The sequence below is a fragment of the Bradyrhizobium sp. ORS 111 genome (genome assembly GCF_045571485.1).
Taxonomy (GTDB): Bacteria; Pseudomonadota; Alphaproteobacteria; order Rhizobiales; family Xanthobacteraceae; genus Bradyrhizobium.
On sequence record NZ_CP120701.1, the window covers coordinates 561,137 to 577,080 of the forward strand.

General features: G+C 64.4%; 13 protein-coding genes. 7 read left to right on the forward strand and 6 right to left on the reverse strand.

Translation table 11 applies throughout. The annotated features are described in order from the left end of the window. Positions 1-34: 34 nt before the first annotated feature. The 3 genes from P6U30_RS02630 to P6U30_RS02640 form a co-directional block, all read right to left on the reverse strand. A complete protein-coding gene (locus P6U30_RS02630) occupies positions 35-835 on the reverse strand; it encodes an FAD binding domain-containing protein (protein ID WP_407167998.1) in 801 nt (266 codons plus the stop codon). Positions 836-848: 13 nt separating this feature from the next. Continuing rightward, entirely contained in the window at positions 849-3,188 is a 2,340-nt protein-coding gene (locus P6U30_RS02635; RefSeq protein WP_407167999.1) for a xanthine dehydrogenase family protein molybdopterin-binding subunit, read from the reverse strand. Between the two features lie 91 nt (positions 3,189-3,279). Beyond that, positions 3,280-3,765 carry a (2Fe-2S)-binding protein gene (locus P6U30_RS02640; protein WP_407168000.1) on the reverse strand — a complete coding sequence of 162 codons (486 nt, stop codon included), beginning with the start codon at positions 3,763-3,765 and terminating at the stop codon, positions 3,280-3,282. A 194-nt stretch (positions 3,766-3,959) separates the two neighbouring features. On the opposite strand from P6U30_RS02640, the gene P6U30_RS02645 reads away from it, so the two are divergent. From P6U30_RS02645 to P6U30_RS02665, 5 genes are all read left to right on the forward strand, one after another. Beyond that, entirely contained in the window at positions 3,960-4,103 is a 144-nt protein-coding gene (locus P6U30_RS02645; RefSeq protein WP_407168001.1) for a hypothetical protein, read from the forward strand. 65 nt (positions 4,104-4,168) lie between these two features. Beyond that, on the forward strand, positions 4,169-5,884 hold the full coding sequence (locus P6U30_RS02650) for a PQQ-dependent methanol/ethanol family dehydrogenase (protein ID WP_407168002.1): 1,716 nt from the start codon (positions 4,169-4,171) through the stop codon (positions 5,882-5,884). Positions 5,885-5,985: 101 nt separating this feature from the next. Continuing rightward, positions 5,986-7,092, forward strand: coding sequence for a c-type cytochrome (locus P6U30_RS02655; RefSeq protein WP_407168003.1), 1,107 nt, complete (start codon positions 5,986-5,988; stop codon positions 7,090-7,092). A gap of 137 nt (positions 7,093-7,229) precedes the next feature. Then, positions 7,230-7,910 carry a response regulator gene (locus P6U30_RS02660; RefSeq protein ID WP_407168004.1) on the forward strand — a complete coding sequence of 227 codons (681 nt, stop codon included), beginning with the start codon at positions 7,230-7,232 and terminating at the stop codon, positions 7,908-7,910. Between the two features lie 115 nt (positions 7,911-8,025). Then, the gene (locus P6U30_RS02665; protein ID WP_407168005.1) at positions 8,026-8,766 is read left to right on the forward strand and encodes a LuxR C-terminal-related transcriptional regulator; all 741 of its coding nucleotides are present in this window, start codon (positions 8,026-8,028) and stop codon (positions 8,764-8,766) included. Here the strand turns inward: P6U30_RS02665 and P6U30_RS02670 are convergent. Together P6U30_RS02670 and P6U30_RS02675 are read right to left on the reverse strand one after the other, a co-directional pair. Next, positions 8,761-10,134 carry a hybrid sensor histidine kinase/response regulator gene (locus P6U30_RS02670; protein WP_407168006.1) on the reverse strand — a complete coding sequence of 458 codons (1,374 nt, stop codon included), beginning with the start codon at positions 10,132-10,134 and terminating at the stop codon, positions 8,761-8,763. The genes P6U30_RS02665 and P6U30_RS02670 overlap by 6 nt on opposite strands. Further along, entirely contained in the window at positions 10,131-11,303 is a 1,173-nt protein-coding gene (locus P6U30_RS02675; RefSeq protein ID WP_407168007.1) for an FIST N-terminal domain-containing protein, read from the reverse strand. The genes P6U30_RS02670 and P6U30_RS02675 overlap by 4 nt, the downstream gene beginning before the upstream one ends. Before the next feature lie 519 nt (positions 11,304-11,822). Between P6U30_RS02675 and P6U30_RS02680 the strand changes: the two genes are divergently transcribed. Further along, positions 11,823-13,856, forward strand: coding sequence for a methyl-accepting chemotaxis protein (locus P6U30_RS02680; protein WP_407170664.1), 2,034 nt, complete (start codon positions 11,823-11,825; stop codon positions 13,854-13,856). Between the two features lie 40 nt (positions 13,857-13,896). Here the strand turns inward: P6U30_RS02680 and P6U30_RS02685 are convergent, their stop codons facing one another. Next, a complete protein-coding gene (locus P6U30_RS02685) occupies positions 13,897-14,265 on the reverse strand; it encodes a DUF3175 domain-containing protein (RefSeq protein ID WP_407168008.1) in 369 nt (122 codons plus the stop codon). Positions 14,266-14,447: 182 nt separating this feature from the next. Here P6U30_RS02685 and P6U30_RS02690 point away from each other — a divergent pair, with 182 nt between their 5' ends. After that, positions 14,448-15,938: an MFS transporter gene (locus P6U30_RS02690; RefSeq protein WP_407168009.1), complete on the forward strand. Its 1,491-nt coding sequence runs from the start codon at positions 14,448-14,450 to the stop codon at positions 15,936-15,938. Positions 15,939-15,944 lie beyond the last annotated feature (6 nt).

Sequence of the window (15,944 nt, forward strand, 5' to 3'; positions counted from 1 at the left end):
CTGCGCGCCGTTCCGAACTTGTGTTTAGGCGCTATCAGCCCGCGGCGGTGACCGCGCGCTGTCCCATCACCTTGATCAGGTTGGCACGATAGTCCGCCGAGCCGTGGATATCGGCGAGCAGCCCGTTCGACGGAATTTTGACGCTGTCGAGCGCACTGGGCGACCAATTCGCCTTCAGCGCGCCCTCGATCGCCGGGACCCGCATGACGCCGCTCTGCGATGCGCCCGTCGCCGCGGCACGAACGTCGCCGGCCTTGGTCTGGGCGACGAACACGCCGGTCAGGGCAAAGCGCGAGGCCGGGTTCGGAAACTTCGCATAGCCCGCCTTCGCCGGAATCGGGAACGAGACCGCGGTGATGATCTCGCCATCCTCAAGCGCGGTTGCGAACAGGCCCTGGAAGAAGTCTTCCGCTGATATCGACCGCTTGTTGGTCTTGATCGTCGCGCCGAGCGCCAGCACCGCTGCCGGATAGTCCGCCGCCGGGTCATTGTTGGCGAGCGAGCCGCCGATCGTGCCGCGATAGCGCACGGCGGGATCGCCGATCGTCGACGCCAGATTGGCAAGGGCCGGGATCGCCTTCTTGACCGTGTCGCTTTGCGCCACATCGTAATGCGGCGTTGCGGCCTTGATGGTGACGGTGTCGCCGGACACCTCGATGCCGATCATCTCCTGAACCTTGGAGAGATCGATCACGTCGGACGGCGCGGCGAGACGCTGCTTCATCACGGGGAGCAGGGTCTGTCCGCCGGCAAGGAATTTTGGCTCCTTGCCCTTGGCGAAGGTCGCTGCGGCGTCAGCGACCGAGGAAGCGCGGTGATAGGTTGTCTCGTACATGGCTCTTCCTCCCTCAACCGTGAATAGCGCGCCAGACGCGATCGGGCGTCGCCGGCATTTCCAGTCTGTTGTTGCCGATGGCGTCCGTGATCGCGTTGATCACGGCAGCCGAGGCGCCGATCGCGCCGGCCTCGCCGCAGCCCTTGACGCCGAGCGGGTTGCCCGGACACAGCGTCGTGGTGTGGGAGAGCTGGAACGACGGCAGGTCGTCTGCGCGCGGCATGGTGTAGTCCATGAATGACGCGGTCACGAGCTGACCGTTGCCGTCATAGACCACGCCTTCGAGCAGGGCTTGGCCGATGCCTTGCGCCAGGCCGCCATGGACCTGACCTTCGACGATCATCGGGTTGATCAGCCGGCCGAAGTCGTCGGCCGCCACGAAGTTGACGAACGAGGTCTTGCCCGTGGTGGGCTCGACCTCGAGCTCGCAGATATAGGCGCCGGCCGGGAAGGTGAAGTTGGTCGGGTCGTAGAACGCCGTCTCCTTCAGGCCGGGCTCCATCCCTTCGGGCAGGTTGTGCGCGGTGTAGGCCGCGAGCGCGACCATCGGCAGCGCGATCGACTTGTCGGTGCCGGCGACCTTGAACTCGCCGTTCTCGATCACGATGTCGCTTTCGGCGGCTTCGAGCGCGTGCGCCGCGATCTTCTTGGCCTTGGCCTCGACCTTCTCCATCGCCTTCACGATCGCGGTGCCGCCGACTGCGAGCGAGCGCGAGCCATAGGTGCCCATGCCGAACTGCACCTTGTCGGTGTCGCCATGGACGATCGAGACTTGGCTCAGCGGCACGCCGAGACGCTCTGCGATGATCTGGCAGAACGTCGTCTCGTGACCCTGGCCGTGGCTGTGCGAGCCGGTGAGGACCTCGATGGTGCCGACCGGGTTGACGCGGATCTCCGCGGATTCCCACAGGCCGACGCCGGCGCCGAGACTGCCGACCGCCTTCGACGGGGCGATGCCGCAGGCTTCGATGTAGCAGGAGACGCCGATGCCGCGCAGCTTGCCGTCGGCTTTCGCCTTGGCCTTGCGGGCCGGGAAGCCGGCGTAATCGATCGCCTTCATCGCGGCGTCGATCGAGGCGTGGAAGTCGCCGACGTCATACGCCATGATGACGGGCGTCTGATACGGGAACTGGGTGATGAAGTTTCTCTTGCGCAGCTCGGCCGGATCGACTTTCAACTGCCGCGCCGCGGTCTCCATCATCCGCTCGATCAGGTAGCTGGCCTCGGGACGGCCGGCGCCGCGATAGGCATCGACCGGCGTGGTGTTGGTGTAGACGCCCATCACCTCGGCGTAGATCGCCGGGATCACATACTGGCCCGACAATAGCGTCGCATAGAGATAGGTCGGCACCGCCGACGAGAACAGCGACATGTAGGCGCCGAAATTGGCGTGGGTCTTCACCCTGAGCCCAAGGATCTTGTTGTCCTTGTCGAAGGCCATCTCCGCCTTCGAGACATGGTCGCGGCCGTGCGCGTCGGTGAGGAAGGCTTCGGAGCGGTCACCGGTCCACTTCACCGGGCGACCCACCTTCTTCGACGCCCACAGCGCCACCATCTCTTCCGGATAGATGTAGATCTTCGAGCCGAAGCCGCCGCCGACGTCGGGTGCGATCACGCGCAGCTTGTTCTCCGGCGCGATGTTGTAGAACGCCGACAGCACCAAGCGGGCGACGTGCGGGTTCTGCGACGTGGTGTAGAGCGTGTAGTGTTCGTCGGCCTGATCGTAATGCGCGATCGCCGCGCGCGGCTCCATCGCGTTCGGCACCAGGCGATTGTTGGTGAGCTCGAGCGTCACCACGTTGGCGGCCCTGCTGAAGGCTTCCTTCACCGCGGCTTCGTCGCCGAGATGCCAGTCATACACGACGTTGCCGGGAGCTTCAGGATGAAGCTGCGGCGCATCGGGCTTGATCGCCGCCTTTATGTCGGGCACCGCCGGAAGCTCTTCGTAGTTGACGATCACGGCTTCGGCCGCGTCCCTGGCCTGGTTCTTGGTTTCGGCGATCACGACCGCGACTGCCTGCCCGACGAAGCGCACGGTCTCCGGCGCCATCGCCGGCCACGCGCCCATTTTCATCGGCGAACCGTCCTTCGAGGTGATCGCCCAGCCGCAGATCAGGTTGCCGACCTTGTCGTCGACGAGCTGCTGCCCGGTCAGCACTGCGATTACGCCGGGCATCTTCATGGCCTCGGCCGAATCGATGCCCTTGACCTTGGCATGCGCGTGCGGGCTACGAATGAAGTGAGCATAGCTCATGCCCACCATCTTGATGTCGTCGACGTAACGTCCCTGTCCGGTGATGAACCGGCGGTCTTCCTTGCGCACGACACGTGCGCCAATTCCTTCAACACCCATGGTCTAACCCTCCCGACCGGAGATTTCGATTTGCCGCCGTTTCCATCGAGACCGGCGGTGATGAGCCTGATCGTGCGCGGTCCGCGCGCTGCTATTCGGCGGCCTGCGCGACCTTCATGCGGCCGGCTGCGTCGAGCACCGCCTTGACGATGTTGTGGTAGCCGGTGCAGCGGCAGATATTGCCTTCGAGCTCATGGCGGACCGTTTCCTCGTCGAGCTGGCCTCCGTGGCGATGCACGATGTCGATCGCGGCCATGATCATGCCGGGGGTGCAGTAACCGCACTGCAGGCCGTGATTGTCGCGAAAGGCCGCCTGCATCGGGTGCAGCTCGTCGCCCTTGGCGAGACCCTCGACCGTGGTGACATTCGAGCCCGCCGCCTGGCCCGCCAGCATGGTGCAGGATTTCACCGCCCGTCCGTCGACATGGACAACGCAAGCACCACACTGGCTGGTATCGCAGCCGACATGGGTGCCGGTCAGGTTCAGATTTTCGCGCAAGAGATGCACGAGGAGGGTCCGGTCCTCGACGTCGACCGAGACCGCCCTGCCGTTTACCGTCAGTTTGACTGTAGACACGCGTTCCTCCCAAGTCTCAATTATTGGCCCAGTAGAGCACGCTTCATGGGGGGCGTAACCGCGATCAAAGTCGTAGTCGCGACCCTGTCATGAAGGGTGCCGGGCCTGTGCTTCGATCCTAGCAGGCCGTCTGTGGATGGGCAATTTACAAGCCCGCTCCGATGGTCCCGCGCACATCTGATGCGCCCGCTTCCATGGCGCTTGCGATCGCCAACCTGTCGATCGCTGTGCGCCGTGAAGCGCCGCCGCGATGGCTACTACCTTCCGCCTATAACGACCAAAAAACGTTGCTGTCATTTTCATCGGCGATGCAGCGACGAAAGATCGCGCGTTCATGAATTGGTTAGAGAGCCGCGCCCGCGACGCACCCGTCGCGGCTACGAAACCACATTGGAGGAAACAGATGAAGCTGAGGAGCGGGACTTTCTTTGCCGGCGTGTCGCTGGCCGCCATGCTGATGGCGAGTGTCGGCGTGTCGAGGGCGAATGATTCCGTCGTGAAAGCGGCATCGGATCCCAACGGGTGGGCGATCGCAGGCCACGACTACGGCAACACGCGCTTCAGCCCCTTGAAGCAAATCAACACCGAGAACGTCGGCAAGCTGCAACTGGCCTATTCGATGTCGCTGGCCTCGCTCCGGTCCAACGAGTCCTCGCCGATCGTGATCGGCAAGACCCTCTACGTCTCGACCTCGTGGGGGCCGAAATACGTCTATGCGATCGATGCCGCGACCGGCGCGCGCAAATGGACCTATCAGCCCGATATCCCCGACGACGTGCTTCAATACGCCTGCTGCGACGTCAACAATCGTGGCGTGTCCTACGCCGACGGCAAGATCTTCGTCGGCCGGCTCGACGGCAAGCTGACCGCGCTCGATGCCGAGACCGGCAAGGAACTCTGGACCTCGACGGTCGTCGACTACAAGCAGGGCTCGGTCATCACCTCGCCGCCGCTCGTGGTCCGCGACAAGGTCATCACCGGTTTCGGCGGCGGCGAGTACGGCGTCCGCGGTGCGCTGCAGGCGTTCGACCTCAAGAGTGGCAAGCTGCTCTGGCAGACCTACACGGTGCCGGCGCCGGGCGAGCCCGGCAGCGAGACCTGGAAGGGTGACACCGGTCTGCATGGCGGCGGCGCGGCCTGGCTGGTCGGCTCCTACGATGCCAAAACTGACACAGTCTATTGGGGCACCAGCAATCCGGGCCCCTGGAACACCGGCGTGCGCTCCACCGGAGACGGCAATTTCGGCAAGCTGACCAACCTGTACACCGCGTCCACGCTCGCGATCGATCCCAACACCGGCAAGATCAAGTGGCATATCCAGGGTACGCCGGCCGATGCCTGGGATTATGACGGCGTCAACGAGCTCGTGCTCGGTAACCTGAAGATCAAGGGCGCCGAGACGCCGGTGCTGATGAAGGCGGACCGCAACGGCTTCTTCTTCGTCGCGAACCGCGAAACCGGCAGGGTAATCTCGGCCGAGAAATACGTCTTCGCGAACTGGGCCAAGAAGTGGGACGTCAATACGATGCGGGCCGAAGAGGACGCGGACAAGCGGCCCGGCCCCGGCCATCCCGCCAAGGACATCTGCCCGAACCTGATCGGCGGCAAGAATTGGCAGCCGATGTCGTTCAACCCGCAGACCGGCCTCGTCTACATCCCGACCAACAATGTCTGCATGGACTGGTCGGTCAGTGACGTGAACTACAAGCGTGGCGTGTTCTACCTCGGCGCCGAATTCCCGACCAAGGCGGGCCCCGGTGGGTTCCTCGGCGAACTCGTGGCCTGGGATCCCGTCGCCAACAAGAAGGTGTGGGGTCTCAAGGAAGACCTGCCGTTCAATGGCGGTACGCTGACGACGGCCGGCAACCTGGTGTTCTCCGGCAATCTGCATGGCGACTTCCGCGCCATCGACGCCAAGAACGGCAAGGTGCTGTGGAGCAAGAACCTCGGCAGCGGCATCGGCGCTGGCCCGGTGACCTATTCGGTCGACGGCAAACAGTATGTCGCGATCGTGGTCGGGCGCACGGCGTCGATCCCGGCCTTCCTCGGCGACATCGGCAAGAAGATGACCGCCGCGGCGCCCGAGGGCGGCTCGCTGTTCGTGTTCACCGTGCAGTAACGATCGTCGAGAACGGAGGCAGCATGTCCGTGTTCAGCATGACCCGAAACGAAGTGCGCAGACGTTCGCGTGACGCGCGATTGGGACAGGCGATCCGAGCCGTGCTGCTCTCTGCCATATTGCTGGCGCCGGCCATGTCGGCCGGCGCCGAAGAGACCAAGCCGCTGCGGCTCTGCGCCGATCCGACCAACCTGCCGTTCTCGAGCGATGATCCGGGCAAGCCCGGGCTGTATCTCGAGATCGGCCAGGCGGTGGCCGAGAAACTCGGCCGAGCCGTGAGCTACAACTGGTACAAGTCCTATTTCGGCAAGCGCACGGTTCGCGAAACGCTGCTCAGCAAGCAATGCGATGCCATGGTCGGCCTGCCGCTGGTCGACGATTTCATGGGGCCGGCGGTGATCTTCTCCAAGCCGATCGCCCATGAAGGCTATGCGCTGGTTGGCGCCAGGGATCGCAAGCTCACCGGCATCGACGATCTCAAGGGTTTGCAGGTCGCGGTGCAGTACGAATCGGTGCCACAAAACCTGCTCGCGTCGCGCGACGACATCCAGAAGACCACCGTGCTCAGCCCAGACGAGGGCATGGCGGCGCTCGCGGCAGGCAAGGTGGACGTTGCCTTCATCTGGGCGCCGGTGGCGGGCTGGCTCAACAAGACCAGCTATGGCGACAAATACCAAGTCGTGTCGACCGAAGGCGACGGCCTGCTCTGGAAGACCGCGATCGGCTTTGCCAAGGCGTCCGACGCCCTGCGCAATGAGGTCGATGCCGTGCTGCCGTCCCTGCAGTCCGACATCGATGCCCTGTTCGCCAAATATGGCGTGCCGAACGGCACGCCGGTGAAGTTCGGCCAGGCGGCGACGTTGTCCAGCGGAGCGAGCGAACCCACCACCGTGGGGCAGGCGGCCGCAACCGACAAGCCGGTCCAGACCGCAGCAGTCACCGGGGATATCAAGGCCGGGCGGGAAACCTTCAACGGCACCTGCGCGCATTGCCACGGCCCGGACGCAGTGCAAAGCGAACGGCGCATCGATCTGCGCCTCCTGAAGAAGCGCTACGGTGAGGATATGGAAGCGACCTTCTGGAAGACGGTCCATGAGGGCCGCCCGTCTAAGGGAATGCCGGCGTGGAAGGACGTTTTTAGCGACGACGAGCTCAGAAACGTATATGCCTATTTGCAGACACTGCAGGACTCCAGCTCGTCGAACTAAAGCGCTTTCGAGCGAGGTGGGCGGCGGTTCGCGTGAAGGAAGCGCGTCACCACCGGAACCTGGAGCTTCGGTTCCGATCGGTCAGAGCCGAAAATGCTCCGGAGCCCCACGACGGCAACATCGGTACGAGACCCTTCATGATGGGCTTCCTGATCATCGACGATCACCCATTATTCGGCGAAGCGCTTGGCAACGCCATTCGCATCTCGCATCCGGATGCGCGCATCTACGAGGCGACCTCGATCAAGGGCGCGCTTGGTATCCTTGCCAGCGAGCCGAACATCGACCTGGCGTTGCTCGATTTGCTGCTGCCTGACGTCGTCGGCTTCTCCGGGTTCCAGAAGATCCGGGACCGCTATCCGCGGCTTCCGATCGCCATCGTGTCGAGCGAGGAGGACAAGCATACGATCCGCGAGGCGCTGGAGATGGGCGCGGTCGGCTATCTGCCGAAGTCGACCTCGCTCGGCGAGCTGTCGCAGGCGATCGCGCGGGTGCTGAGCGGTTCGGTTTCGGCGCCGCGAGATTTCGTCGCGGCCGGCGCGTTGGAGCAGTCAGAGACGGCGCGCACGTTGCAGGAACGGATTCAGAAATTGACGCCGCAACAGATTCGTGTGCTGCACCTGATTACCCGCGGCTTGCAGAACCGCGAGATTGCCGCAGAGCTCAAGCTCGCGGAGTCCACGGTGAAGGCGCATGTGACCGAGATACTGCGCAAGCTGAAGCTGTTCAGCCGCAACAAGGCGATCATCGAGCTCGGCAAGGTCCCGCTTCCGATTCCGGAAGCCTGCGCGGGTCCAAAGCCCGAGAAGAGCCCATAGGGTTGCTGCGCTGCAAGACGAGGGCATCGAACGTTCTATAGGCTGCATCCCGGCTTTGAGATAACGTCGTGCCGCAATGCCAGTCATGAGCGACCGGGGAGGAGACGGCGCAGCTTTGACCACAACCGCGCCCCTGGACGAGCCGCCCGTCAACAAGGCGGGTGCCCCTCGGCTACTCATTGTCGAGGATCACCCGCTGTTTCGTGCCGCCCTGGTCGGTGTCATCGAAGCCGAATTTCCCGACGCCGAAGTGCTGCAGGCGACGTCGATCGACGGCGCGCTCGATGTCATTTCGGCCCGCAACGGCCTTGATCTGATCCTGCTCGATCTGTCGATGCCTGGGACAACGGGGCTGTTGGGAGCCTATCGGGTGCGTGCTGCCGTGCCGCGCAGTGCTCTTGTCATCGTATCGGCGCATGACGATTCCCGGATCATCGGCAGCGCGATCTCGCTCGGCATTTCCGGCTATATTCCGAAATCCACGCCGAAGGTCGAGTTGGCGCGTCTGTTGCGCGGCATCCTCGAAGGCGCAGTATGCTTGCCGACGCGTTTCCGCGATGCGGCCGCTGCCCGGAAAGGCCAGGCCGACGCGCGGGAGCTGATCCAGCAGCTTAGCCAGTTCACGTCACAGCAGCTTCGGGTGCTCGACATGATCTGCCGCGGCCTGCAGAACAAGCACATCGCCTATCAGCTCGGTATCTCGGTGACGACCGTGAAGGTGCACGTCTCGGAGATTCTGCGCAAGCTCAACGTGCGCAGCCGCACCGAGGCGATCATCGCGTTGTCGAAGCTCGATTTCGGCAAGCACGATCACGCGCCGATCGCAGCCGCGCCGTCGCGCGACAGTCACTCATAGCCGTGCCGCCGGCTGCTCGGCGGCCAGCAGGAACGACAGCAGTGAGCGCATCTCGGCGGGCTTGATCGGCTTCTTCAACAGCTCGTGGCCGAACGCCGAGACATCGGAGGCCGCCTTGGCGGAGTAGTCGGCGGTGACAATGATCGCCGGAACGCCGGACTTGATTTCATTGCGGATCACGTCGACGGCCTCGATCCCGGTCTCGCCGTTGTCGAGGTGAAGGTCCGCGATGATGGCGTCCGGAATTCCGTCCAGCGCCCGGATGCGCTCGAGCGCTTCGGTCTTGGAGATCGTCACGGCGACGTCGCAACCCCATTTTTCCAGCAGGCTGGCGAGGCCCTCGGCGCTCGACAGATCGTTTTCGATCAGCAGGATCTTGGCGCCTTCCATGCCGCCATATCGGTAATCGACGCTGGCCTGCTCGCGCGCAGGAATTGCGACGGGGTCGGCGGAGCGTGGGAGCGTGACCGAGAACACCGAGCCCTTGCCGGGGCGCGACGTCAGCCTGATGTCATGGCCCAGCACGTCGGCAAAGCGGCGCACGATCGAGAGGCCGAGCCCGATGCCGGCCTTGTCGCCGGCGCTGGTCTCGCCGCGCTGAAACTCGACGAAGATCGCCTCGCGCTGCGTTTCCGGGATTCCGGGACCGGTATCGTGCACCTCAATGCAGATATGGTCCCCGCTGTTACGGCAACCCATCAGCACGCTGCCGCGCTGGGTGTAGCGCAACGCATTGGCCAGCAGGTTCTGCAGGATCCGGCGCAGCATCAACGGGTCCGAGCGGACCGCGCCTGACGACGGCATGATCCGAAGCGCGAGGTTGCGCTTGGCCGCGACCGGGCTGAATTCCTGCTGCAACGGTTCGAACAGTGAAGCGATCGCGACCGGCCCGAACTCCGGCTTGAGCACGCCGGCATCGAGCTTGGAAATGTCGAGCAGCGTGCGCAGCATGTCCTCGAGCGTCGCCAGCGAGCGGTCGATCTGGTCGGTCAGGGCGACACCCTTGGGCTCGGTCGCCATTTCGGTCAGTGCCGACAGCGTCAGCCGCGCTGCGTTCAGTGGTTGCAGCAGATCGTGGGTGACGGAGACCAGCACGGACGATTTCAACGAGCTCGCCGCCTCCGCCTGCTGCTTTGCCTGCAGCAGCCGGCCATTGGTCTTTTCCAGCGACTGCAGCACCTGCTTGAGCTGCTGGGTGCGGTCGCGAACCTGCTGGTCGAGCGCAATCGCCGTCTCGAACAGCGAGAACGCATTGAGCTGCTGGTCGGTCGAACGTTCGACGCGCGACATCAGTGCCGCGTTGATCTTGCGCAGCTTCTCAGCCTCACGCTCGAGCGCTGCAATGCGATTGGTGCCGGCATCAGTCATTGCGGAGCAATGGCCCGCTTGCCGATGGCGACGCCGGTCAGCGTCTGATTTACATGCATGGAGCGATACTGCTCGCCATAGGTCTGGAAGCCGATCACATTGTTGCGGCGGTAGAGCTCCGACATCTCCCGCGACAGTTGGTGCTGCTCGACGTCGAGCCGGCGCAGCACGCATTCGAAACCGATGAAGACCGAGACCTCGCCAAGGTCGTGGGCGATCTCCTCGAACGCGTCCCTCGTCGCATCGATCGGATCGCGCTCGCGCGCCACCGTCAGCACCATTCCCTCGTCGATGGCGCAGAAGAACTGCAATGACCCGTCCGCATTGGTGCGCTGGATCGAGCGTGCGTAGTAGGCGCCGCCGACCCGGACCAGCAAGGGGTGAGCGGCGAAGGAAAACAGTTCGAGCTTGCTGTCGCTGAGGCCGACCGCGCGCGAATATTCCAGCGCCGCCGGCTCGGCATTGATCTCCTTCACGATCCGCCGCTCGATGTCGGCCTCGGTCACGACCATCTTGGTCGCGGTCGGCTCGAAGTGATCGCATTTGAACAGGCGGAACGGCAGCCGGGTCCTGATCAGGATCACCACGGCGGCGTCGGTGTAGGCTTTGCCATTGTGGAAAACCCAGGACTTCTCGAAGCGCAAGCCGTCGCCGGCGGAGCCACCGACGATCGGAATGTCCCCCAGCGAGGCGTAAATCGCCGACATGATGGTCTCTTCGCGCTGGCACATTCCGTCGATGAACAGTAGCCCGAACGAGTCATCGGCAGGGTCGCATTGCTCGGTGCGTTGCGCGAACTCCTGTTGCAGCTCGGTGCAGATCGAGCGGCCGCGATCGACCCGAAAGGTGGAAAGGTCGAGCAGCGGGCGGGCCGCGATCACGAAGTCGGCCGCATCGAAGCCCATTGCGACCACGCTGTCCTCGTCCCAGCCGGCCGGTGAGAGCTCGCCGGCGGTCGTGCAGCCGAAGATCGGGGTGTCCGGCATCCGGCGCGATAGCTCGGCGATGAAGATCTCGGGATCGTAGAACGGCGAGACGAACACCGTGACCATCGCGAGATTGGCACTTGCCAATTGGCGCGCGATCTCGTCCGCGGCTTCCCGCGGTCCGTCGGTCTTCGCCTGTGCCACGACAATACTGTCGGCGGCACCGTTGTGCTTCTCCGCCAAGGGCTCTCTCCCAAACCAGGTCATTTTATTTTTCTTGGCGCAGGTGCTCCCGCGCATATCGCCGCCGGCTCAGGCCGGACGCGATCGAGGTACCCTGGGGCACCGAAATGGAGGGGGAGACATCATTGGCCGACTGAGCTGCCGGCACGCCCGATTGGCGCAGGCGCTGATCGCGCCATCCGCAGCAATGACATGGGACGCCTCCCGATATGTTTGTCCCGATCGCGGGCAGCGGCCGGGACCTGCTTATAACAAGTCTAAACTAAAGGGACCGGCTTTCCCGTCAATCGCGAATGCGGGGGACGAAGGTCGTAGAGGCGCACCCGGCCCGTCTGGAATGCCAGCGGTCGGTGCCCCGCCTGCGGGTCAGGAAACCGACGCCCTCCGTCATTCCCTGTGCTCCGGGACGCATCTGCGTTTACGCAGCTTTATCGATTCTGCCCTAGGTTGCGCGCCGGGTTCGGGGGCCGGGGCGCCGCCGGACGCCGCATGGTTTTCAGAATGAAGACGGGGGCTGGGATGCAGGGGCTTAAGCGATCGCGTTCGATCAAATTCCCAACCCTCAGATTCCGCGCCAAGATCATGCTCGGCTTTGCCGTGACGCTGGCGATTTCCGCGGCCAGCATGGGCTTTGCCTATATGGGGTTCGAGCGGGTCTCGGCCGGCGTCGCCTCCTACCGCCAGAGCGTCGCGGAAGCCGATCTTGCCCGCAACATCGACCGCGAGTTGATCTCCTACGGTTCGCTGGCGCGGTATTTCGTGGTCACCGGCAAGGAGGACGATGCCAAGGCGGCGCTTGCAGCCGAAGCCAGCCTGAAGGATGCCATCCTGGCCGCGATGAAGGGCACTACCAACCCGGCGCGGCTCGATCAGGTCACAAAGCTCGAGCGCGAATTCCGCGCCTTTGCCAAGATTTTCGCCGACATCGTCAAGTTGAAGGACGAGAACACGCGAATCGCGCAGAACAATCTCAATCGCAGCGCAAACTCGATGCGCTACAAGCTCGACGACCTCCCGAGCAATGCCGACGATTCCGAGCTGCAATCGATCCAGTTCGGTGCCAAGAAGGTCTCGGACCAGTTCCAGGCAGCGACCTCGCTCGCCAACATGTTCGTCGTCAATGCCGACAAGTCCGTCGCGACCAGCGCGATGGCGCGGCTGAAGTTCGTGGAGAACTCGCTGCACGCGCTCTCCTCGAAGAACGAGCGGATCAATCAGGGGCTGAAGGAGGTCGCCGGGCTGCTCGACGAGTACCGGCAATCGCTCGCGAAGTTGATCGAGAATTCGAAGTCGATCGATGAGCTGACGGTCGAGATGACGGAATCCGCCACCGCCATCAGCCAGGGCTCGGCCGCGATGAAGTCCGATCTGCTCGCCGACCAGAAGCGGCTTGAGAACGAATCCCATGCCACGATCGGCGCGACCGAGCGGCTGATCCTGATGCTTGCCGCCGGCGGCTTCGTGCTGGGCCTCGCCTGGGCGTTCCTGCTCGGCAAGGGCATTTCCCGGCCGATCGCCGCGATGTGTGCCGCGATGCGCGAGCTCGCCGCCGGCAATTTCGACGTCGTACTGCCCGGCCTCGGCCGGCGCGACGAGCTCGGCGAGATGGCGGGTGCAGTGGAGGAGTTCAAGGTTCAGGCGATCGCCAAGGCCGAGCGCGATGCCGCGACCCAGGAAGCGCAGAACAAGGCGAGCGCCGCCGCGCGGCGCACCGAGCTGATCCGCTTCGCCGACGAATTCGAATCCGCCGTCGGCGCGATCGTCTCCAACGTGTCGGCGTCCGCCGTGCAGCTCGAATCGGCGGCCGGCACGCTGACGCGGACCGCGGAGACCACGCAGAATCTGTCGAGCCAGGTCGCCGGCGCTTCCGAAGAAGCGTCGAGCAACATGCAGTCGGTGGCGTCCGCCACCGAGGAGCTGTCCGCTTCCGTCGACGAGATCGGCCGCCGCGCCAAGGAATCGAGCCAGATCGCCGATTCCGCCGTGCGCCAGGCCGAGCAGACCGATGCGCGGATCGGCAAGCTGTCGCGTGCCGCGCAGGAGATCGGCGACGTGGTCAAGCTGATCACGGCGATCGCCGAACAGACCAACCTGTTGGCGCTGAATGCCACCATCGAGGCCGCGCGCGCCGGCGATGCCGGCCGCGGCTTCGCCGTGGTCGCATCCGAGGTGAAGTCGCTGGCGAGCCAGACCGCGCGGGCGACCGAGGACATCTCCAATCACATCTCGGGCATGCAGGCGGCAACGCAGGAATCGGTCGCCGCGATCAAGGAGATCGGCGGGACCATCTCCCAGATCTCCGGCATCGCCACCAACATCGCAAGCTCGGTCGAGCAGCAGAGCGCGGCGACGCAGGAGATCGCCCGCAGCGTGCAGAATGTTGCGCAGGGCACGCAGGAAGCCGCCGCCAGCGTCACCCAGGTCAACCGGGGCGCGACCGAGACCGGTGCAGCGTCCGAAGAGGTGTTGAACTCGGCCCGCTCGCTGTCGGTCGAGAGCACGCGGCTGCGGGAGGAGCTCGACCGCTTCATGGCAAACATCCGCGCGGCGTAACCACACCGCACGCGTTGCGGCGAAGGTGAGGCCGGCCGAGCTAATCGCGGCCGAACTGGTGCTTCAACTCGACCTTGGCGCGTTCGAGCCGCGCCCGCTGAGCCTGCGGCAGCCCCTTGCCGGCGCGGTTGATGTAGAAGGTCAGCATCGACAACGCGGACCGATAGGCGCCGCTCTTGCGCCGCTTGCTGTGTTCGGCCGACCGCTTCAGCGATGTCGCAATCTTCTTGGCGCTGGTCAGCTTGAACACGCCGCGCTTGAGATCGAGCGCGTCGCTCTCTCGTGTCACGCGCTGTGACCAGCGGCCGGACGAGGTTTTTCGCGTGCCGGTCTTGCGCCGTGCCGTGCCGGTCTTCCGTGTCGCGGACTTTGGTGCCGATTTCCGGGTGGCTCGCTTGTGTGCCGCCATTGTTGGCTCCTTGATCTTTTGCGGGCAACAACGGCCGCCGTGTTCCGTTCCTGTGCACCGAAGCGGGAACCTCTGCGCGACGCGGGCGTTGTCGCCACGTGGCGGGCATCCGGTTTGCCGCAATCCGGGAGTGAGGGCCTTGGAGCGTTTCGTTCCGGGGTTTTTCCCATTAGTCAGGCACGATGACTCTGCAGCAGACACAGCTCAGCACTGCGACAACGGGCGAGGCGGCGGCGCCGGCCGCGGAGGCTGATGACCGCATCATCGAGACCTCGATTCCGCTTCGGCTCGACAATCTGCACTGGAGCGGATTCCACACCCGCGTGGTGCTGGCACTCGGCATAACCTGGATTCTCGACGGGCTCGAGGTGACGCTCGCCGGCGCATTGTCGGGCGCGCTGAAGGACAGCCCGGCGATGCGGTTCTCGAACGCCGATGTCGGCTTTGCCAGCAGCGCCTATCTCGCCGGCGCGGTGCTCGGCGCGCTCGGATTCGGCTGGCTGACCGACCGCATCGGGCGCAAGAAGCTGTTCTTCATCACGCTCGCGCTGTACCTCTCGGCCACCGCCGCGACCGCGCTGTCGTGGAATGTCGCGAGCTACGCACTGTTTCGTTTTTTGACCGGTGCCGGCATCGGCGGCGAATACACCGCGATCAATTCGACCATCCAGGAGCTGGTGCCGGCGCGCTATCGCGGCTGGACCGATCTCGTCATCAATGGCAGCTTCTGGATCGGCGCCGCGATCGGCGCATCCAGCGCGATCTTCCTGCTCGACCCCGCCGTGCTGGCGCCGGATCACGGCTGGCGGATCGCCTATTTCACCGGCGCGGTGCTTGGTCTCGTCGTGCTCTTCATGCGGATGTGGATCCCCGAGAGCCCGCGTTGGCTGATGATCCACGGCCGGCCCGACGAGGCGCACCGGATCGTCGACGGCATTGAGGCTTCCGTCCTCGGCCACACCCAGTCGAGCGGCGATTTTGACAAGATCAGGATCCGGATGCGCGACCACACGCCGCTGCGCGAGGTCGCAACCACATTGTTCTCCACCTATCGGCAGCGTTCGCTGGTCGGGTTGGTGCTGATGGCCGCGCAGGCGTTCTTCTACAATGCGATCTTCTTCACCTTCGCCCTTGTTCTGACCGACTTCTTCGGCATCCCCGCCAATGATGTTGGTTGGTACATCCTGCCCTTTGCCGCCGGCAATTTCCTCGGACCGCTGCTGCTCGGCCGGCTGTTCGACACCCTCGGCCGCCGCACCATGATCACGCTGACCTATGGCGTGTCTGGCGTGCTGCTGGCGCTGTCCGGCTATCTGTTCTCGATCGGCGCGCTGAGCGCGCAGAGCCAGACCATTGCCTGGATGGTGATCTTCTTCTTTGCCTCGCCGGCGGCGAGCGCGGCCTACCTCACCGTCAGCGAGAACTTTCCGCTGGAGGTCCGCGCGCTCGCGATCGCCGCGTTCTATGCGATCGGCACCGGCATCGGCGGCGTGGTGGGACCCGCGTTGTTCGGCGTGCTGATCGACACCGGATCGCGCAACAGTGTCTTTGCCGGCTACCTTCTGGGGGCGGCGCTCATGGTCGTGGCCGCAGTGGTCGCATGGCGTTACGCCGTCGCGGCCGAGCGAAAATCGCTCGAATCTGTTGCGCGACCGCTGGCAGTTGTGGAGTAGAATGAC

Excerpts from the sequence above, each read along its gene's own strand:
- P6U30_RS02630 (WP_407167998.1), bottom strand. The coding sequence starts at position 835 with ATGTACGAGACAACCTATCACCGCGCTTCCTCGGTCGCTGACGCCGCA.
- P6U30_RS02635 (WP_407167999.1), bottom strand. The coding sequence starts at position 3,188 with ATGGGTGTTGAAGGAATTGGCGCACGTGTCGTGCGCAAGGAAGACCGC.
- P6U30_RS02645 (WP_407168001.1), top strand. The coding sequence starts at position 3,960 with ATGGCGCTTGCGATCGCCAACCTGTCGATCGCTGTGCGCCGTGAAGCG.
- P6U30_RS02650 (WP_407168002.1), top strand. The coding sequence starts at position 4,169 with ATGAAGCTGAGGAGCGGGACTTTCTTTGCCGGCGTGTCGCTGGCCGCC.
- P6U30_RS02660 (WP_407168004.1), top strand. The coding sequence starts at position 7,230 with ATGATGGGCTTCCTGATCATCGACGATCACCCATTATTCGGCGAAGCG.
- P6U30_RS02670 (WP_407168006.1), bottom strand. The coding sequence starts at position 10,134 with ATGACTGATGCCGGCACCAATCGCATTGCAGCGCTCGAGCGTGAGGCT.
- P6U30_RS02680 (WP_407170664.1), top strand. The coding sequence starts at position 11,823 with ATGCAGGGGCTTAAGCGATCGCGTTCGATCAAATTCCCAACCCTCAGA.
- P6U30_RS02685 (WP_407168008.1), bottom strand. The coding sequence starts at position 14,265 with ATGGCGGCACACAAGCGAGCCACCCGGAAATCGGCACCAAAGTCCGCG.
- P6U30_RS02690 (WP_407168009.1), top strand. The coding sequence starts at position 14,448 with ATGACTCTGCAGCAGACACAGCTCAGCACTGCGACAACGGGCGAGGCG.